General features: G+C 68.8%; 15 protein-coding genes. 7 read left to right on the plus strand and 8 right to left on the minus strand.

Annotation, left to right across the window (positions count from 1 at the left end; genetic code table 11):
• Positions 1 to 3: 3 nt before the first annotated feature.
• Positions 4 to 924, plus strand: coding sequence for a LysR substrate-binding domain-containing protein (locus HQM25_RS14765; RefSeq protein ID WP_172990916.1), 921 nt, complete (start codon positions 4 to 6; stop codon positions 922 to 924).
• An 11-nt stretch (positions 925 to 935) separates the two neighbouring features.
• On the opposite strand, the gene HQM25_RS14770 is transcribed toward HQM25_RS14765, so the two are convergent.
• A complete protein-coding gene (locus HQM25_RS14770) occupies positions 936 to 2,882 on the minus strand; it encodes a primary-amine oxidase (protein WP_172990917.1) in 1,947 nt (648 codons plus the stop codon).
• Between the two features lie 311 nt (positions 2,883 to 3,193).
• Here HQM25_RS14770 and HQM25_RS14775 point away from each other — a divergent pair, with 311 nt between their 5' ends.
• From HQM25_RS14775 to HQM25_RS14795, 5 genes are all read left to right on the plus strand, one after another.
• Positions 3,194 to 4,609, plus strand: a complete 1,416-nt coding sequence (locus HQM25_RS14775) for a purine-cytosine permease family protein (RefSeq protein ID WP_172990918.1) — start codon at positions 3,194 to 3,196, stop codon at positions 4,607 to 4,609.
• A gap of 71 nt (positions 4,610 to 4,680) precedes the next feature.
• Positions 4,681 to 5,328: an IMPACT family protein gene (locus HQM25_RS14780; protein WP_172990919.1), complete on the plus strand. Its 648-nt coding sequence runs from the start codon at positions 4,681 to 4,683 to the stop codon at positions 5,326 to 5,328.
• 71 nt (positions 5,329 to 5,399) lie between these two features.
• Positions 5,400 to 6,350: a hypothetical protein gene (locus HQM25_RS14785; RefSeq protein ID WP_172990920.1), complete on the plus strand. Its 951-nt coding sequence runs from the start codon at positions 5,400 to 5,402 to the stop codon at positions 6,348 to 6,350.
• A 118-nt stretch (positions 6,351 to 6,468) separates the two neighbouring features.
• On the plus strand, positions 6,469 to 6,639 hold the full coding sequence (locus HQM25_RS14790) for a CsbD family protein (protein WP_172990921.1): 171 nt from the start codon (positions 6,469 to 6,471) through the stop codon (positions 6,637 to 6,639).
• A gap of 219 nt (positions 6,640 to 6,858) precedes the next feature.
• On the plus strand, positions 6,859 to 8,340 hold the full coding sequence (locus tag HQM25_RS14795) for a DUF1254 domain-containing protein (protein ID WP_172990922.1): 1,482 nt from the start codon (positions 6,859 to 6,861) through the stop codon (positions 8,338 to 8,340).
• 331 nt (positions 8,341 to 8,671) lie between these two features.
• Here HQM25_RS14795 and HQM25_RS14800 read toward each other — a convergent pair whose 3' ends face one another.
• The 7 genes from HQM25_RS14800 to HQM25_RS14830 form a co-directional block, all read right to left on the minus strand.
• A complete protein-coding gene (locus HQM25_RS14800) occupies positions 8,672 to 10,123 on the minus strand; it encodes a glycoside hydrolase family 32 protein (RefSeq protein WP_172990923.1) in 1,452 nt (483 codons plus the stop codon).
• Positions 10,120 to 11,157: an ATP-binding cassette domain-containing protein gene (locus HQM25_RS14805; protein WP_172990924.1), complete on the minus strand. Its 1,038-nt coding sequence runs from the start codon at positions 11,155 to 11,157 to the stop codon at positions 10,120 to 10,122. Before HQM25_RS14805 ends, HQM25_RS14800 begins: the two co-directional genes overlap by 4 nt.
• On the minus strand, positions 11,154 to 12,071 hold the full coding sequence (locus HQM25_RS14810) for an ABC transporter ATP-binding protein (protein WP_172990925.1): 918 nt from the start codon (positions 12,069 to 12,071) through the stop codon (positions 11,154 to 11,156). The genes HQM25_RS14805 and HQM25_RS14810 overlap by 4 nt, the downstream gene beginning before the upstream one ends.
• Positions 12,068 to 13,051 (minus strand): ABC transporter permease, encoded by a 984-nt coding sequence (locus HQM25_RS14815; RefSeq protein ID WP_172991694.1) that lies wholly within the window; start codon positions 13,049 to 13,051, stop codon positions 12,068 to 12,070. The genes HQM25_RS14810 and HQM25_RS14815 overlap by 4 nt, the downstream gene beginning before the upstream one ends.
• Positions 13,052 to 13,092: 41 nt before the next feature.
• Positions 13,093 to 14,070 carry an ABC transporter permease gene (locus tag HQM25_RS14820; protein ID WP_172990926.1) on the minus strand — a complete coding sequence of 326 codons (978 nt, stop codon included), beginning with the start codon at positions 14,068 to 14,070 and terminating at the stop codon, positions 13,093 to 13,095.
• A 62-nt stretch (positions 14,071 to 14,132) separates the two neighbouring features.
• Complete coding sequence (locus HQM25_RS14825) at positions 14,133 to 15,806, minus strand: ABC transporter substrate-binding protein (RefSeq protein ID WP_172990927.1); 1,674 nt, start codon at positions 15,804 to 15,806, stop codon at positions 14,133 to 14,135.
• Positions 15,807 to 15,870: 64 nt separating this feature from the next.
• Entirely contained in the window at positions 15,871 to 16,878 is a 1,008-nt protein-coding gene (locus HQM25_RS14830) for a LacI family DNA-binding transcriptional regulator (protein ID WP_217275155.1), read from the minus strand.
• A 124-nt stretch (positions 16,879 to 17,002) separates the two neighbouring features.
• On the opposite strand from HQM25_RS14830, the gene mmuM reads away from it, so the two are divergent.
• Positions 17,003 to 17,914: a homocysteine S-methyltransferase gene (gene mmuM / locus HQM25_RS14835; protein ID WP_172990928.1), complete on the plus strand. Its 912-nt coding sequence runs from the start codon at positions 17,003 to 17,005 to the stop codon at positions 17,912 to 17,914.
• The last annotated feature ends 376 nt before the right edge of the window (positions 17,915 to 18,290 follow it).

The raw sequence follows: 18,290 nt of genomic DNA on the forward strand, positions 1-18,290 counted from the left end.
CGTATGGCGCGTCTCACCCGCCCCGACATGACCCTCGTGCAGCTGAGGTACTTCGTGACCGCCGCGAATCGGCGCTCGATGACCGAGGCCTCACTCGACCTGCACGTCGCCCAGTCGGCCGTCTCCACGGCGATCGCGCAGCTGGAACGGGGGCTGGGCGTGCAGCTGTTCGTGCGCCAGCGCAGCAAGGGCTTGGCTCTCACCGATGCCGGCGAGCAGCTGCTGCGCGATGCGCGGTCGCTGCTGGCCCAGGTGGACGAGATGACCGACACCGTGCGGGGGCGGCACTACGACGTGCGCGGCACGCTGCGCCTGGCCTGCTTCGTGACCCTCGCCCCGTTCGTGCTCCCCCGGCTCATCTCCCGGGTGCGGGCCGAGCACCCGCGCCTGCGCATCGAGATCATCGAGGCCGACGTCGACGGCACGGTGGAGCTGCTGCTGAACGGAACGGTCGAGGCGGCCATCGCGTACGACTTCGGCCGCGCGCACGACCTCACCTTCGACCACCTGTACTCGTCGCCGCCGCACGTGATCCTGCCGTTGGAGCATCCGCTCGCTGACCGCGAGACCATCGCGCTGCCCGAGCTGGACGGCCAGGATCTCGTCCTGCTCGACATCGCGCATTCGCGCGAGTACTTCCTCGGCATGCTGGCCGCGGCCGGCGTCGAGCCGCAGATCCGCTACAGCTCACGCAGCTACGAGACGGTCCGCTCGCTCGTGGCGCGCGGCGAGGGCTACTCGATCCTCAACCACATGCCGCGGTCTCCGCTCACCTACGACGGCGGAGAGCTCGCCGCCGTTCCGATCGCGGGCGACGTGCCTCCGCTCGACGTGTGCTTCGTGCGCGTCACCGAGGTGCGCCCGACCGCGCGCGCCCGGATCATCGGCGACCTCGCGCACGAGCTGTTCGCCGCACCGGCCTGAGCCGCGCCGCTTCAGCAGTGGCAGGCGCCCTCGCCCGAGTGGCACGACCCGGCGGCCTTCTCCGACGGCGGCACGTCGAGCGCCGGGTTGCGGTCGAAGAAGCCTGTCGGCTTGAGGGTGAACCCGGTGTAGTCCACGGGCATGATCGGCCAGTCCTCCACCCGCGGGAAGTGCGTGAGACCGAAGCTGTGCCACAGCACGATGTCTTCGCCGTCGATCGGCCGATCGGCCTGGATGTACTCGGGAAGCCCGGGCGATCCGATGCTCTGGTTGACGAAGTCGCCCGCGGGGAACCTCTCGTCCTCGGCGAACCGCGTCACCCAGAGGTGGTCGGTCGCGAAGGCGGCACGACGGCTGATCGACGAGTCGTCCGCGGCGGCCAGGGTCGGCTGCCCCTCGGGGAACAGGGTGTACGCCACCGGCTCGCCGACCACGTTGACGTTCTCCGTGTTCACGATCTCCCAGACGCGACCGAGCGACCCGTCGGCCTTGCGGCGGGCCTCCGACTCGACATCGAGAACGCGGCGCGACCGGGTGAAGGCGTTGCCATGCGGGTTGCCTTCGCCCTTCGGCAGGCGCTTCAGGTCGAGCTCGTGCACGGCGTTGCGGTCGCCGTCGACGGCCATGTCGAGGCGCGCGCAGAAGATGTGCTGGTGGAAGGGCGCCCCGAGGCCCGGTGCGATCTCCGATGCGTAGGGGTAGCCCTTGCCGGGGTAGCGGGCGGTGAAGACGATGCCGGTGGCCTTCGCCTCGAACTGGATGGTGCCGTCGAGGGAGAAGTACCAGTAGAAGCCGTAGTCGTAGTTGCCGACGGTCGTGAAGAAGCTCACCACGAGCCGACGCTGCCGACGGGTCGACTTGTGCCCCGCCCACTCGTCGGTGTGCTTCCAGAGCAGACCGAAGTCCTCCTCGTGGATGCAGATGCCCTGCGTGATCTCACGCGGATTCCCGAAGTCGTCGGCGACCACCGGGGAGAGGTAGGTGATCTCGCCGAGGCAGTCGCACCCGAGCTCGAGCGAGTTGGCGTCACGGCCGACGAGGTACTCGCCGGTGTCGAAATAGTTCTGCCACGAGCGGTACGGGGCGGGGTCGCCGTAAGGGACCACCATCTCGGCGATCGAGGCGCGATCGATGACCGAACGCCGGCGTCCGCCGTCCGCGAAGCCGATCCGGCTGAGAACCAGTCCCTCGCGCGCGTCGAATCCGACGTGCAGGTCCCACTTCTGCCAGCTCAGCACGTTTCCATCCAGCGAGAAGCTCGGTCCCTCGGGCTGCGTGATCTGCAGCGGCTTGAGGTCGGTGCGGAGGGGCCCGGTCAGCTCCGGCGACTCGAAGTTCCCGGGGGTGATCGGGTCGTCCGACGGGCCATCGTCGATGATGCGCACGACGCGGCGCTCGATCATGTCGACGAAGGCCACCAGCTGGTCGACCGGGTTGCCCCATGCGTACTGGCCGGGCTCGCGCTGCACGAAGGCGAGACCGCGCAGGAGCCTCCGGCCCTCCTCGCCCTCGTAGTCGAAGATGCCGGCCGACAGCGGGGCGACGCGCACCTCATCGGGGCGCAGGCCCCGGGCGGCGAGCGCGGCCTGCCAGCCCTCGTCGGCGGCCAGGATCGACTCGATGGCCTCGAACTCCTCCAGCAGCACCGGCGCCTGCCCGACGAGGGTCGGATCGACGGCCGTCGCCGAGACCGTGCGGCCGGCGGTCAGGTCGACCACGATGTCGGAGGTCTCCCCCGTCGCGGTGTCGAGGAGGATCGCCCGCGCCTCACGGGGGGCGACCGCACCCGACCGCAGCAGCGCCTTGGCCGGCTCCTTGAGCGAGAGGTAGGTGACGCGCACAGTGTCGCCCAGGTGACCCTCGGCGGCCAGGTGGTCGCGAGCGGCGACGATCTCGTCCGCGCTCAGCGGGTCGAGCGGGTGGGTGCGCCGTTCGGTGGCGACGAGCGAGGTGTTCACGAGGCTCTCCGTTCACGTCGGTGCGCGGCGCGCGGAATGCGCGTGACGCCACTGACAGAGTCGAGTACACCCCACCTCTGTTGCGCGCGCCAATACCGGTGCGCGGTGCACTGGATCAAGAGAAGTGATCTGCGCCGCTCGCGGCTTCGATCGAGTGGATGCCGCGAGCGCGGCATCCACTCGTCATCAATTTCTGTGATGCACCGCGTCGAATACGTGAAGTTCCCAGATGAACGCTCGACGCCCACCATGGGGGACAGCGCGATTCGCGCCCTCCATCACCGGTTCTGATGCCGAGAAGAGAGACGACCATGAGCGACACGTCGACGACGACGCAGAGCCTCGTCCAGTTCGAGACGCGGCACATCATGCCCATCCCCGAGAGCGAGCGCACCGGATCCGTCCGCTCGCTGTTCGCGATCTGGGTGGGGATCAACATGCTCCCCCTCACCGTCGTGACCGGCGCGATCGCCACCGGCGCGTTCGGCCTGTCGATCGGATGGAGCATCGTCGCCATCCTCACCGGCAACCTCATCGGCGCCTTCGGCGCCGCCCTGCACGCGTCGCAGGGACCGCACCTCGGCGTGCCGCAGATGCTCCAGGCGCGGGCGCAGTTCGGGTTCTACGGCGGAAGCCTGCTGGCCTTCATCGCGCTGCTCATGTTCCTGGGCTTCTTCGCGAGCATCCTCGTCGTCGCGAAGGACTCGCTGCTCGCCGTGTTCCCAGACCTGGACCCGGTCGCGGTGATCGTCGTTTTCGCCGGGGTCGGCATCGTCATCGCCGTGTACGGCTACGACCTGCTGCGCAAGGCCATGGTCGTGCTCTCGGTCGTCATCGCCGCGGTCGTCGTGATCGCCATGGTGATGCTCTGGTTCCAGCCTGCCGTCACCACCCCGAACCCCGAGGCCGGCTTCACCGTCGCCGGCTTCTTCGGGATGCTGGCGATCGGCGTCGTCTGGCAGCTCGCGTACGCCCCGTACGTGTCGGACTACTCGCGCTACCTGCCGAAGGACACCGGCCCCAAGCAGGCGTTCTGGGCGACCTACCTGGGCCTCGTGCTCAGCTCCGTGTTCGTGATGGTCCTCGGAGTGCTGCTCGGTGCCGCCGACCCGGCGAACCCGCTCGGCGCGATGGGCTCGCTGCTCGGCGGCTTCGGCGTCGTCGGACTGCTCGTCTTCGCCTTCAGCGCGGCGATGATCAACGCGGCCGAGCTCTACTCCGGCGTCATGTGCGCACTGACCGCGGTGAACTCCACCGTGCGCTCGGCCACGATCACCACCCGCACGCGTGTGCTCACCACGATCGTGTGCGGCGCGATCGCGACCGCTGCGGCCCTCGCCGGCGAGAGCGACTTCGTGACGATGTTCCAGAACTTCGTCACGATCCTCCTGTACGTGCTCATCCCGTGGTCGGCCATCAATCTGGTCGACTACTTCCTGATCCGCAAGGGCGATTACGCCGTGGAGGAGCTGTTCCAGCGCGACGGCGGCCGCTACGGGCGCTGGAACGCCATCGGCCTGTCCACCTACGGGATCGGCCTCGCGGTGCAGGTGCCGTTCATGGTGACCCCGATGTTCACCGGACCGCTCGCCGAGCCGCTCGGCTTCATCGACATCGCCTGGATCCTCGGGTTCCTCGTGAGCGGGGCCGTGTACCTGGCGCTGACGCGGGCATCCGCGGCGAAGGACAGCGGGGCCACCGCGGCCGTGGAGACCAGCGTCCGCTGAGCGCGGCCGATCACCGCCCGGACCCTGCCACCCTCGAGTTCTGTCACCCCTCGGCGTTCTATCGTCGAGGGGTGACCCGCGTCTACCCCGCCACCCTCGCCGCCGGCGTGGAGCGCGAGCTCGTCGTGCGCAAGTCCCGGTTCATCGCCCGCATCGAGCCGGTGCGATCGGTCGCGGAGGCGGAGACGGTGATCGCCGCCGTCCGCAGGCAGCACTGGGACGCACGGCACAACTGCACCGCCATGGTCACCGGGCTCCACGGCGATCAGGCGCGCTCGTCCGACGACGGGGAGCCGTCGGGGACGGCGGGCATGCCGATGCTCGAGGTGCTGCGCCGGCGCGAGCTCACGGATCTCGTCGCCGTCGTCACCCGCTATTTCGGCGGCGTGAAGCTGGGTGCGGGCGGACTCGTGCGCGCGTACTCGACCTCGGTGTCGGAGGCGCTCGACGAGGCGCGCCTCCTGCGGCGGGTCGAACTCACGCAGGTGCTCCTCGACGTGCCCCACGCCGACGCCGGCCGCTTCGAGAATCTGCTCCGCGACTGGGCCCACCGCTCGGGAGCGACCTTGGGCGGCACGGCGTACGGGGCGACCGCCACGCTGGAGGTCTGGGCGCCGGGCGACGCCCTCCTCCGGCTCCACGAGGAGATCGCGTCGGCGTCCGCCGGCACGGTCTCCGCCGCAGAGGGCGAGACGCGGGTCGTCGATGTGCGCGACTGAGCGGCATCCATCTCGGTGCGAGATCGAAATCCATACTTTTTCGCTAGCTAAACTAGCGATATAGTCGGGGCATGGATCCGGACTCAGCCTGCATCGGCACCCTCGAGCGCCCCGCCGCGACGCTTTCGACCGCAGAGCTGAGGCGGTTCGCAGCCCGCGCCGAGGCGATGATCTCGCCCGCGTCGGTGGCCGCCCTGTACGGTCGCGCCGAGATGCTCGAGCGACTGCCCCTCGCCGTGCAGCGTTGGATCGTGTCGCGCGCGCGCACCGACGACGATATGGGCTTCGTGGTCGACCCGTACTGCACCTTCCTCGCGTACGAGATCACCGACCAGGTCGCTGCGAGCCGGCTGCTGCCCGCGGGGTACCGTCTGGTGCCGACGTCGATGTTCGGCGACGGAGAGCCGCGGCTGTGTGCGATCCTCGGCGCCTTCGCGGTGCGCGCCTCGTTCATGAGCGGGGTGCGGGTCGAGCTGTACCTCATCGCGGAGAACATCCGCACCGGCATGCTCACCTGGGTGATCTGCGACTACGAGTCCAACACCATCAATTTCGACCCGGGCCAGGGGTTCTCCGCCGCGACCACGAGCCGTGCGATGGTGACGACGTCGCACGCCGGCGAGGTGCTGGTCGATGTGCGCAGCACGCATCGCCCCAACGAGGTGACGTTCACCGCGGCGGTCGGCGAGGGCGTTTTCCGGCCGCTCGACCAGCGGCTGTGGATCGACGGCAACCTCAGCGTCGATTACGGCGGCCGGCTCGCCCACGACGGCTCCGACCCGTTCGGGCTCATCTTCGACCCGGGCGAGATGACCCGCGCTCTCGACCTCCCGCTCGAGAGCGTCGAGGTGCGCACGAACACCTTCGGCGCCGGCTTCCTGAGCGATCGCCCCTTCGAGGCCGCGTGCTTCCCGTATGCGCAGCACTTCATCACGACCAGCTATCCGCAGGCGAGTGCGATCCGCGACCAGACCGCGCTCGTCGACGCCGCGCGGGAGCGCGGCGCGGCGGTGACCGAGTAGCCCCGAGTCCCCTTGTAGTCAACCCCATCGCCCCACACGCCGCACCGACCTACCGTCGATACACCGGCGATTCATCGCCGCGACGTCAAGGGACGTCAACAGTGTGAGGAGTACCGCGATGGGCATGGACGACAAGGTCAAGAACGCCGCCGAGGAGATGGGCGGCAAGGTGAAGGAGACCACCGGAAAGGTCACCGACGACGAGCGCCTCGAAGCCGAGGGCAAGGCGGATCAGGCCAAGGCGAACCTGAAGCAGGCCGGCGAGAACGTGAAGGATGCCTTCAAGTGACGCGTCGGCTCGCCTGACGAGAAGTCGCCTGTCGACCCGCGATGAGTGCTCGGCATTCATCGCGGGTCGCGTCACGCCCACCGGAGCCGGGCGCTGACCCCTCTCGCGACAGCGGGACAGCGTCACTACGATTCAGACCAGACGCCCGCTCGCCGCAGCGAACGGGACCATCGAGCGGCTCCGACCATCTCGCGGCCGCGACAGATCGCTGAGGCGGCCATGGACGCGAACGGCACTACCGGCTACAAAACGCCGATCCCGGAGTCGATCACCACCCCGGATCAGGTGCCTTCTCCGATCGGCGAACTCTCCTTCGCAGACGGGGTCCCCACCCCGGAGACGACCGAGAAGCTGTTCGATCATCTCGATTTCCTGCGCGGCGTCGAGGTGTTCCTGAACTGCATTCCGGCGGCGTCGCTGGAGGGAATCCGGCGCGGCATGCTCGATCTGGGCTGTGCGGACTGTCATCAGGCGGTCATCGCCGACGAGCTGCTCGACTCGAATCCGCTGTTCCTCACCGGCAACACCGACACCGTCTACGCGCTCGCGATGCTCGACATCGACCGCGACGGCCCCACCGTCATCGAGGTGCCGCCGGGCTCCGGCCCCGGCACGGTCGACGACGCATGGTTCCGCTTCGTCGTGGACCTCGGAGCGCCCGGCCCCGACCGCGGCGCCGGCGGCACCTACCTCATCGTCCCGCCCGGCTACGCGGGCGAGCGGCCGGAGGGCTGGTTCATCGCGGAATCCCCGAGCGCCGTGAACCTCGTCGTGCTCCGCGGATTCCTCGTCGATTCGAAGCCCGACCACGCGGTCCGGATGTTCCAGGAGGGAGTGCGGGTCTATCCCCTCTCCGCCCGTTCGGCCCCTCCCACCATGGAGTGGACGTCTCTGTCGGGGGCCGTGGTCAACACCGTGCACGCGAGCGACTCGACGTTCTACGAGGAGGTCGCCCAGGTCATCGCCAAGGAGCCGGTCGAGCTCATCGACCCGGAGACCCGTGGTCTGCTCGCCTCGATCGGCATCCGCAAGGACGCACCGTTCGCGCCCGACGAGCGCATGCGACGGATTCTCGCCGATGCGGCCGCTGTCGGAAACGGCACGGCCCGTGCGATGTCCTTCCGCCCGCGGCATCCGGAGTTCTTCCTGTATCCCGACCGCCGCTGGGTCAATCCGTTTCCCGGTGGCGACTACCGGTTCCTCCATGTCGGCGGCAGCGCCGGCCGTTTCCTGGATGCCCGCACCACGTTCTTCTACCTCGCGACGGTGAACACTCCGGCGATGGCGTTCAAGATGGTCGGGAAGGGTTCGCAGTACGCGCTCGCGACCACGGACGTCGACGGCGAGCCCCTCGATGGCGGCACGGCCTACCGGCTCCGCATCCCGGCTGACGTGCCCGCGGCTGACTTCTGGTCGGTCGTGGTCTACGATCCGCAGACACGATCCGAGCTTCAGACCGGCCAGCCGTTCCCGAGCGTCAACAGCAAGCGCGACCCGCTCGAGCAGAACGCAGACGGGTCGGTCGATGTGATCTTCGGACCCGACCGGCCGCAGCGGCTGGCGTCGAACTGGGTGCAGACGATTCCCGAGAAAGGATGGTTCGTGCTGCTCCGCTTGTACGGGCCCCTCGAGAGCTGGTTCGACGGGACGTGGAAGCCCGGCGATGTCGAGCCCGACTCCGGCACCACGTCTCGCGGGTGAGCCCCGCCCCCAGGTGACTCCCGTCCCCCAGCGACGGAGGCCACCCGCACCCGGGAAGGATCAGCCTCGTCGGATCGGTCGCTCTGGGCAGCGGGTGATGATCGGCGCGGGGATCTTCGCGCGCGTGGGGCAGGTCGCCGGGCTCCGTCGGCGTCGCCGGAGCCTGACCCATGCATGACCGATGCGTGGCGATCATGACCGGGGCGGCCGCCGCCTGAATCCGTCGGGTCGCTTCTCCACAGGAGATACGGCGGCCCGTTCAGTCACCGAGGCTGACCCCGGTCACGGGACGGATGCCGCTCCCTCCCCGCCTGGGAGGGAGCGGCCTCGATCACCTCGCGGTCGCCATGGGCCACGCGCGCAGCGCGGCGCGCCCGCGGTCGAGTGCGACGGAGACGCCGGTTGCATCGACCCGCGTCGGGTAGACCCGGGCAGCAAGCGGCACGCCGTTCGCGAACGCTTCGACTGCCGAGTGATCGACGATGATGCGCAGCCGCACCGCGCCGCCGCCCTCGAGCGGGATCGCGCCCCCGAGCGGCTGGGCGTCGGTCGTCTCGTCGAGGCTCGACGCCACTCGGTCGAGCGTGAGGTGCGCGGCGTCGCCGTCGCGGCTGAGCCGGTACACTGTGCGCTCTTCCCGGTCGGGGGTGGCGAGCACCGTGACTTCGACGGACCCGCCGTCTTCGAGCCGCACCTCCAGGTCGAGGTCGAGCTGATCGCCATCGACCCGGTCGCCGACGAGCGCCGCGTCGCCGTCGAACAGTGCGGCTCCCCGGAGCACATCGAGCTCGGGCACCGGCGCCTGGTGCAGCGTGCCGTCGGCACGCGCCGTCACGACGCGAGGGAGCGACATGGCTCCCGACCACCCCGCGTCGAGGGTCGCGGCATCCGTTCGCCCCTCCTGCATCCAGCCGAACATGATGCGCCGACCCGCCTCGTCGCGGAACGACTGCGGTGCGTAGAAGAAGCGCCCGCCGAGGTCGAGGCGGTGGAGTGAGCGCGGCTCGAACCTGTCGCCGCGGTAGTCGCCCACCCAGTACAGCGGGTGGTTCGTGACGCCGTCGTCCCACGACGAGAAGACGAGCGCGTGGTTGTCGCCGACAGGGAACAGGTCGACGCACTCCCACATCGTGCCCTCCCAGTCAGCCGCGGTCCGGTCCTGTCGCGTGTGATCGCCGACGAGGAGGGGACCGACGTACCGCCATGAGCGCAGGTCGTCGGAGTCGTACAGAAGGGCGGCGCCGCCGACGTCGCGGATCCCGGAGCCGATGATCTGACGCCAGCGGCCGTCTTCGCGCCACACGCAGTGGTCTCGGAAGGCGACGACATCGAGATCGGCGGGGGGTGCGACGAGCACGGGGTTCGCGGCATCCTTCCTCCACTCCACGAGTTCGCTGTCACCGGTGGCGACGCACGGCAGCTCGATGCCGTCGTGACGCCCCGAGTACACCAGGGTCGGCGTCCCGTCGTCGTCGACGAGGACGCCCGACCAGCAGCCCTCGCCGTCGGGTCCGGGACTCGGCGCGAGCGCGATGGGCAGGTGCTCCCAGTGCACGAGGTCGGTGCTGCGCGCGTGCCCCCAGTGGATTGCGTGGTGCACCGGCGCGTGCGGGTTGTGCTGGTAGAAGAGGTGGTACCAGCCGCCGTGCTGCGTGAGGCCGTTCGGATCGTTGAGCCACCCCGCCGGCGCGACGAAGTGGAATGCAGGACGATGCCGATCCTGCTCCACTCGGTCGAGGAGCGCGGAAGGGATCGTCACAGTGGTCAGCGGGTGCGCGGTCATGCGGCGCCTTTCTCGTGGTCGGGAAGCTCCAGCGCGGTGCCCGGCGCGTCGGCCGGCGGAGCGTACCTCCCGCATCGCACCCAGTGCTCGGGTTGGTCGCTCACGTGGTGGAAGACGGCCTTCTCCGCAGAGCAGGGCACGTCCCCCGTCTCAGCCCACGCGCACGTGGTCGGGTTCAGCACCTCACGGCGCAGCTGGGCACGCTCGACCGGGTCGAACGGCGCCGTGCGCTTCGGGTCGGGAACCGCCGAGATCAGCAGGCGCGTGTAGGGATGCGCAGGGTTCGCGAGCAGCTCCATCGCGTCGCCGCCCTCGACGAACTCGCCTGCGAACATCACGACGATGCGGTCGGCGATGTAGCGCGCGGATGCCAGGTCGTGCGTGATGTAGAGCATCGAGATGCCCTGCTCCTCGCAGAGCGACCGCATCAGATTGAGCACGCCGATGCGCACCGAGACGTCGAGCATCGACGTGGGCTCGTCGGCGAGGATGAGTCGCGGGTTCACGGCGAGCGCGCGGGCGATCGCGATGCGCTGGCGCTGGCCGCCGGACAGCTCGTGCGGGTAGCGTTCGAGCATCTCGGCCGGGAGGCCCACCTTCTCCAGGAGGCGGAGCTTGGCGCGCTCGAGCTCGGCGCGTCCGGCGGCAGCGCCGTGGATGCGCAGCGGACGCTCGAGGAAGTGGCCGATGCGGTGCACGGGGTTCAGCGACCCGAACGGGTCTTGGAAGATCATCTGCACCGCCGAGCGGTATTCTCGCGTCGCGCGCCGCTTCGAGGTCGCCATGATGTCTTGCCCCTCGAAGTGGAACGTGCCGCCCGAGGGCTGTTCGAGTCGCGCGATGCAGCGCGCGAGCGTCGACTTTCCGCTGCCCGACTCGCCCACGAGCGCCACGATCTCGCCGTGGGCGATGTCGAGGTCGACTCCGCCGAGCGCTCGCACGCGTGAGCGTGACAGCGCGCCGCCGATCATGAACGTCTTCTCCAGACCCCGGGTCGAGAGCACCGGGGTCGCGGGGGTGGTGTGCTCGCTCATGAGATCGCCTCCGTGATCAGAGAGCCGTCGCCACTCGGGGCGACCCAGTGCGTCGGTGCGACCTCCACGAGGTCGGGGATGTCGCGGAACCGCACGCCCTCGCCGAGACCTCTCAGCCGCGTGCGCGGACCCGACATGGGTGGGAAGGCGTTCATCAGGGCGCGCGTGTACGGGTGTCTCGGCGCGTCGAAGATCCCGTGCGCCGGAGCGGTCTCGACGAAACGCCCCGCATACATCACCGCCATGCGGTCCGACAGTTCGACCATGAGCGACATGTCGTGCGTGATGAAGAGGATCGCGAAGCCGAGCTCCTGCTGGAGTTCCTTGATTTGCGCCATGATCTCCTGCTGCACGACCACGTCCAGCGCGGTCGTGGGCTCGTCCATGATGAGCAGCGGCGGCCGCAGGGCCGTGGCCATCGCGATCACGACGCGCTGGCGCATCCCGCCCGACAGCTGATGCGGGTAGGAGCGCAGTCGGTCGCGGGGAATGCCCACGAGGTCGAGCAGCTCCCCGGCGCGGCCGAGCGCGGCTTTCTTCGACAGGCCCTCGTGGGTGGTGAAGATGTCGCCGATCTGATCGCCGATCGTCATGACCGGGTTGAGCGAGTTCATGGCGCTCTGGAACACCATCGCGACCTGACGCCACCGGAATGCGCGGAGCTCCTCGGCGCTCAGCCCGAGAACGTCGGTGCCGGCGAAGCGGATCGAGCCTCCCGCGATGAGGGCGGGGTCGCGCAGCAGCCGCAGGATCGCGTTCGCAATGGTCGACTTGCCGCATCCCGATTCACCGGCGAGTCCGAATACTTCGCGCTCGGCGATGGAGAACGAGACGCGGTCGACGGCGCGCACGGTGCGCGCCTCCGTCACGTACTCGACGGTGAGGTCTTCGACCTCGAGCAGTGGAGCGCTCATCGCGATGCCTCCTCGCGGGTGCGGTCGGCGACGCGCGTGGGCGCGTCAGGCGTGGTGCGACGGCGCGGCCGGCGCAGGCGTGGGTTGGTGGTCTCGTCGACCCCGTAATTGACGAGTGCGAGAGCGAAGGCGACCAGCGCGATGCAGACGCCGGGAGGGACGAACGCCCACCACGCTCCGGTGAGCAGGGCGCCGTCGTTGCTGGCCCAATAGAGGTTCGTGCCCCAGCTGACGGTGCTGATGTCGCCGAGACCCAGGAACTCGAGGCCGGCCTGCGCGCCGATGCCGAAGATCACACACGCGAGGAACGTGCTCATGACGATCGACGCCATATTCGGCAGCATCTCGCGGAACATGATGCGCAGGCCGCTCTCACCGGTCACCTGGGATGCTGCGACGAAGTCCTTACCGCGGATCGACATCGCCTGCGATCGCAGCACTCGGGCCGATCCCGCCCAGCCGGTGATGACCAGCACCAGGATGACGGTGCCGAGGCCCTGCGGCAGGAATGCGGCGAGGATCACCAGCAGCGGGAGCCCGGGAAGGAGCAGGAACACGTTGGTCACGAGCGACAGCAGGTTGTCGACGGTGCGGCCGAGATACGCCGAGCCGAGCCCGACGAGCAGGCCCACGAACGTCGAGAGGATGCCGACCGTGAAGCCGACGAACAGCGACGAGCGCGCACCCCACACGTTGAGGGCCAAGACGTCCTGGCCCTTTGCGGTCGTGCCCAGCCAGTGCTCGGACGACGGCGGCTGCGATCCGATGCCCTGGATGAGGGTGGGGTCGCCGGGTGCGATGACCGGAGCGAGGAGTGCCACCAGGATGAACACGGTGAGGATGACCATGCCGGACACGGCCTTGGCATTGCCCAGAAGTCCGCGTACGAGTCCTCCGCCGCCGCGACGTCGGCGCGGTGGCGGCACGGCGACAACGTGCCCGTCGGGGTCCGGGGGCGAGCCGAGGCCGATCTCGGCCATGGTCCGGGGATCTTGTGCGAGTGACATCTCACACCCTCCGTTCAGCTCACGCGCACGCGCGGATCGAGCCGCACGTACACGATGTCGACGAGGAAGTTCGCGATCAGCACGGCGGTGGTGATCGTGAGGAACAGCCCCTGCATGAGGGGATAGTCGAGGTTCTGCACTGCGGCGAGCAGCGTGTAGCCGACCCCCGGGTAGGCGAAGACGACCTCGGTGAGCAGGGCACCGCCGACGACGAAGCCGAGCGACATGCCGAATGCGGTCACGGAGGGCAGCAGCGCGTTGCGCGCCGCGTACTGCATCATCACGCGGTTGGGGCGGAGACCTTTCGCCTCGGCCATGACGATGTAGTCCTCGGCGTTGGTCGCGATCATCGTGTTGCGCATTCCCAGCATCCAGCCGCCGATCGAGACGAGAACGATCGAGGTGGCCGGCAGGATCAGGTGGTACGCGACGTCGCCGATGAAGGCGAACGAGAACTCCGGCATCGTGCCCACCGCGTACGCATGACGCAACGGCGCCCACCCCAGCGTCACGCCGAAGAGATAGAGCAGCCCCATCGCGAGCCAGAAGTACGGGAACGACCCGATGAAGATCAGCACGGGCGGGACAACGGAATCGAGAATCCCGCCGCGCCGCCAGGCTGCCAGGATGCCGAGCACGTTGCCGATCACGACCGCGATGATCAGGGACACGAAGCCGAGCAGCAGTGTCCAGCCGAGCACACCCGAGATCACGTCGAGCACCGGGGCCGGGAACCGCGAGACCGAGAACCCCAGATCGCCGCTGAAGATCCCACCCAGGTAGCGCAGGTACTGCTCCCACAGCGGGGCGTCGCTGAGCCCGAAGGTCTCCTTCAACGCCTCGATCTGGTCGGGGCGGATCTGTCCCTGCAGTCGAGCGACCATGCGCGACACGGGGTCGCCGGGCATGAAGCGCGGAAGGAAGAAGTTGAGGGTGATCGACACCCAGAACGCGACGAGATAGAACCCGAGCCGTCGCAGTATGTAGCCCATGATGCGTCTCCTCGGTCGTCCTGCTGCGCCACGCGGGCGGCGCAGCAGGACGACGCGATCGGTCAGTCGTTTACGACCGGCTCGAGCGTGGTGAGCACGAGCACCGTCGTCCGCGAGCGCGTCGAGAGCGTCGCGTAGGGGTTGTCTTCGGCAGGCCACCCGGTGAACCGCGCGGTGCTGGCCGCACCCCACTCCGGACCGGGGAACAGGGGCGCCACCGGCGCGGCCTCGGCGAAGAGCGCCTGCAGCTCGTCCATGACGTCGTGCTGGCTCTGCTCGTCGGATGCCGCCGCGAATTCCGCGAGCAGTGCGTCCGCCTCCGGGCTGCCGAATCGGTGGTAGTTGTCGAACGTCTGCTCTCCCACCGGCTTGACCGTCTCAGCCGACATCACGCCGCGGTAGAACTGGTACGGCGTGGGTGCGTTGGCGCTCCACACGATGCCGGAGTCGAAGGTGCCGTTCTCGTACCCGGCGACGACGTCGCCCCAGTCCTTCGCCGCGACGGTCACGGTCACGCCGAGCTCGGCGAGATTCTGCGCGATGACGTTCCCGACCGACACCCAGTCGCTCGAGGTCGAGCCGACCGAGAAGTCGAAGGCGAACGGCGTGCCGTCGGGCAGCACCCGTTCGCCGTCGACTCCGAGAGTGATGCCCGCGGCATCCAGCAGCTCCCCCGCGCCTTCGAGATCGCGCTCGGTCCACGTGCACGACTCGGCGACGGAGTCGTCGCGCCACGTGTCGTACCCGCCGCTCAGTCCGGTGCAGTCGCCAGGCGTCGTGTACCCCTGCATGCCGATCTGGGTGACCTGCTCGCGGTCGACGGCCATCGACAGCGCCTTGCGCACGTCGGGGTCGTCGAACGGCGCCTTGGTGGTGTTGAACTGCCAGTTGATCATCGACCCCGTCGGGGGGAACCAGTAGAACCGGTGCTCGGGATCCTTCTCGACGTAGGCCTTGTCGATGTTCGGGATGAACTGCGGCGCCCAGTCGACGTCGCCGTTGGCCGCGGCGAGGTTGGCACCGTCGTTGCCCGAGAACGCGAGCACCCGGATGCCCTCGATGCTCTGCTTCTCGGGCTGCCAGTACTCGGGGTTCTTGCCCAGATCGAAGGACTGCGTCTGGAAGCTGGTGATCTCGGTGTACGGCCCGGTCCCCACCGGGTCCTCGTTGGCGAACGTGGTCGGGTCGTCGACGTCGTTCCAGATGTGGGCGGGGGCGATCACCTGCTGGCCGATGTCGAGCAGTGCCGGCGAGAACGGCTCGCTGAAGTCGAACTGCACCGTGAGCGGGTCGACGGCGGTCACGGACTCGATGTAGTCGAACCCACCGCGAACCTCGCGCTGCAGGTCGAACGACACGACGACGTCGTCGGCGACGAACGGCTCGCCGTCGGACCAGGTGACGCCCTCGCGCAGGTGATAGGTGATGGCCGTGCTGTCGGGGGCCACCTCCCAGTCGGTCGCGAGCCACGGGGTCGTGGAGCCGTCGGCGGGGTTGTAGACGAGCATCGACTCGTAGATGGCCTGGTGGGTCATCGGGAAGTCGGGGTTCGCGAACGGGTTGAAGTTCCGATCGAACGTCCCCATGTCTTCACGCGGGATCGTCAGCAGCTGACTGCCATCGAGCGACCCCGTGGTGGTGCTGGTGCTTCCACCGGCGCTGCAGCCCGTCAGCGCGAGGGCCGCCGAAGCCGCGAGCGCGACCGCAGCGAACACCGCTTTGCTGGGAAATGTCATGATGAGGATGTTCCTTTCTTCTTCGTTGAAGCCGAAGGGGCTGCGCGTCGGACGAGATGTCCAGTCACACCGACGCGCGTTCGAGGAGCGGGCAGTCGATCGTCACGGTTCCCGTGGCGGTCGACTGGCCCGCGATGATGGCGGCGAGGAGTTCCACGCCGCGAGTGCCCATCTGTTCGAAGGGCAGTGCGACCGTCGTCAGGCCCGGCCTCAGGTAGCGCGCAATGAGCTCCTGGTTGTCGAAGCCGACAACGGCAACGTCGTGAGGGATGCGCAGTCCGCGCTCCTTGATCGCGTCATACGCCCCCATCGCCATGCGGTCGTTCGCGCAGAAGATCGCGGTCGGAGGCTCGGTGAGATCGAGCAGGGTGGATGCCGCGGCGTACCCGCCGTCTGCGGTCGCGTGACCCGACACCTCGAGCTCGTCGTCGAACGGGATCCCCGCTTCGGCGAGCACCTCGTGGTAGCCGCTGAGCCGCAGGACGGCGGCAGGAATGTCCGGATCCAGATTGATCAGGCCGATCCTGCGGTGACCGGCCGCCAGGAGCCGCTCCGTCGCCCGGCGTCCCCCCATTCGCTCATCCGGGACGATCGCCGGGTAACGGCCTTCTGCATCGAAGCAGTTGACAAGAACCGTCGGGACTTCTCGCGCGATCTCCGGCAGCACCACCGCGCGATGCCACGTCGCCGCATAGATGAGGCCTTCGACCCGCTGTTCCAGCAGTCGCTCGATCGCTGCCGTCTCCGCAGCCGGGTCGGACTCGGTCGACGCGATCAGCAGGTACTTGTCGCTCTCGCGGGCTCGGTCCTGCGCACCCTTGATGATGTCGACGGCGAACGGCGCGGTCACGATCTCGGTGACCAGCCCGTACCAGTCGCTCTGCTTCTTCGCGAGCGCGCGGGCTCCGGCATTCGGCCGGTACCCCAGTTCTGCCGCTGCAGCGAGCACGCGATCCCGGGTCTCATCGGAGAGCCCCATCGACGTCCGGTCGTTCAGCACGAACGACACCGCGGATCGCGACACTCCCGCCTTCTCGGCGACGTCCTTCATTGTGACGGCTCGACTGACCATGGCCTAGTTCCTTGCGCTCCCTTGAGCAAACTAACTCGCGTTAGAACCGCGATGGTTATCATCTAACCCGCGTTAGGAACGCTTGTCAACTTCCGTCGCGTCGCGGCGATGCCACGATGGTTCCATGGTCCCTTCATCCACGGTCACGGTGCTCGACGGTGGACTGTCCACGGCGCTCGAGCAGCAGGGCGTCGAGGTGGGCGGAGCGCTCTGGACGGCGAGCCTCCTCGCCGAGGCGCCCGAGCGCATCCGTCGCGCACACCGCTCGTACTTCGATGCAGGTGCCGACGTCGCCACCGCGGCGACCTACCAGGCCAGCGAGGAGGGCTTCCGGGAGGCCGGCTTCGATGAGGACGAGGCGCGGCGCCTCATCGCCCGCGGTGTCGCGCTGGCCATCGAGGCCCGCGATCAGTGCGACGCACCGGCTGGCCGGCTCGTCGCGGCGTCGGTCGGCCCGTACGGCGCGGTGCTCGCCGACGGCTCGGAGTACCGCGGCAGATATGGCGTCTCGGCGGAGCGGCTGCGGGACTTCCACGCCCCCCGCCTCGAGCTCCTCGCTGCCGCAGGCCCCGACCTGCTCGCCGTCGAGACCATCCCGGATGTCGACGAGGCTGTCGTCATCGCGGATCTTCTCGACGAGATCGGGCTGCCAGCGTGGGTGAGCTACTCGATCCGCGGACCCGAGACGTGCGCCGGTCAGCCTTTGCGTGAAGCGTACGCGGCGCTCGCGGACTGCTCCGTGCTGGTCGCCGCCGGCGTGAACTGCTCGGCCGAGGGCGATGTGCTCGACGCGGTCCGCATCGCGGTCGAGGAGACCGGCCTGCCGGCCGTCGCCTACCCGAACCGTGGCGGGCAGTGGGACCCGAGCACCAAGTGCTGGAGCCGCGATCAGCCGTTCGACGTCGATCTCATCGATGCCTGGATCGCAGCCGGAGCGACCTACATCGGCGGATGCTGCGGGTCCGGCCCGTCCGACATCGAGAAGCTGGCCAGGCGGGTCGCCCTCAGCGAGCCACCCGCACCGCCGGGGGCGTGACCAGCCGGCTCGACACCGGCATCACTCGGTCTCCGCGCCGATCGCGCGCGGCCGCGGATTCGTGACATCAACCCTCGGTCGGGTTCGCCTTGAGGCTACGACCTTCTGGGCGTCGAAGCTGTGGGCTGTCGCGGACACCAGACGTGTGCTGCACGTGTCCACTTCCCGAGCCCGCGGGGAAACGCTGGCGCCGAAACGGCGGGGGTCACTTCGCGCGAGAATGCGCCTCCGGGCTGAGTCTCAACGCCGGCAGCAGCAACTCGAACACACCCGTTTACCTGGGTTTTCCGGCGGAGACGGAGGGATTTGAACTCTGACGGCACGTCATTTCCGTTATTTCGCCGGCGGACGTCCCGCGAGATTCCGCGGGATCTCT

It is taken from the genome of Microbacterium hominis (genome assembly GCF_013282805.1).
Taxonomy (GTDB): domain Bacteria; phylum Actinomycetota; class Actinomycetes; order Actinomycetales; family Microbacteriaceae; genus Microbacterium; species Microbacterium hominis_B.

Bases quoted from the DNA above. Each gene is read 5' to 3' on its own strand.
- HQM25_RS14765 (WP_172990916.1), top strand. From the start codon at position 4: ATGGCGCGTCTCACCCGCCCCGACATGACCCTCGTGCAGCTGAGGTAC.
- HQM25_RS14775 (WP_172990918.1), top strand. From the start codon at position 3,194: ATGAGCGACACGTCGACGACGACGCAGAGCCTCGTCCAGTTCGAGACG.
- HQM25_RS14785 (WP_172990920.1), top strand. From the start codon at position 5,400: ATGGATCCGGACTCAGCCTGCATCGGCACCCTCGAGCGCCCCGCCGCG.
- HQM25_RS14790 (WP_172990921.1), top strand. From the start codon at position 6,469: ATGGGCATGGACGACAAGGTCAAGAACGCCGCCGAGGAGATGGGCGGC.
- HQM25_RS14795 (WP_172990922.1), top strand. From the start codon at position 6,859: ATGGACGCGAACGGCACTACCGGCTACAAAACGCCGATCCCGGAGTCG.
- HQM25_RS14800 (WP_172990923.1), bottom strand. From the start codon at position 10,123: ATGACCGCGCACCCGCTGACCACTGTGACGATCCCTTCCGCGCTCCTC.
- HQM25_RS14805 (WP_172990924.1), bottom strand. From the start codon at position 11,157: ATGAGCGAGCACACCACCCCCGCGACCCCGGTGCTCTCGACCCGGGGT.
- HQM25_RS14810 (WP_172990925.1), bottom strand. From the start codon at position 12,071: ATGAGCGCTCCACTGCTCGAGGTCGAAGACCTCACCGTCGAGTACGTG.
- HQM25_RS14815 (WP_172991694.1), bottom strand. From the start codon at position 13,051: ATGGCCGAGATCGGCCTCGGCTCGCCCCCGGACCCCGACGGGCACGTT.
- HQM25_RS14820 (WP_172990926.1), bottom strand. From the start codon at position 14,070: ATGGGCTACATACTGCGACGGCTCGGGTTCTATCTCGTCGCGTTCTGG.
- HQM25_RS14825 (WP_172990927.1), bottom strand. From the start codon at position 15,806: ATGACATTTCCCAGCAAAGCGGTGTTCGCTGCGGTCGCGCTCGCGGCT.
- HQM25_RS14830 (WP_217275155.1), bottom strand. From the start codon at position 16,878: ATGGTCAGTCGAGCCGTCACAATGAAGGACGTCGCCGAGAAGGCGGGA.
- mmuM (WP_172990928.1), top strand. From the start codon at position 17,003: ATGGTCCCTTCATCCACGGTCACGGTGCTCGACGGTGGACTGTCCACG.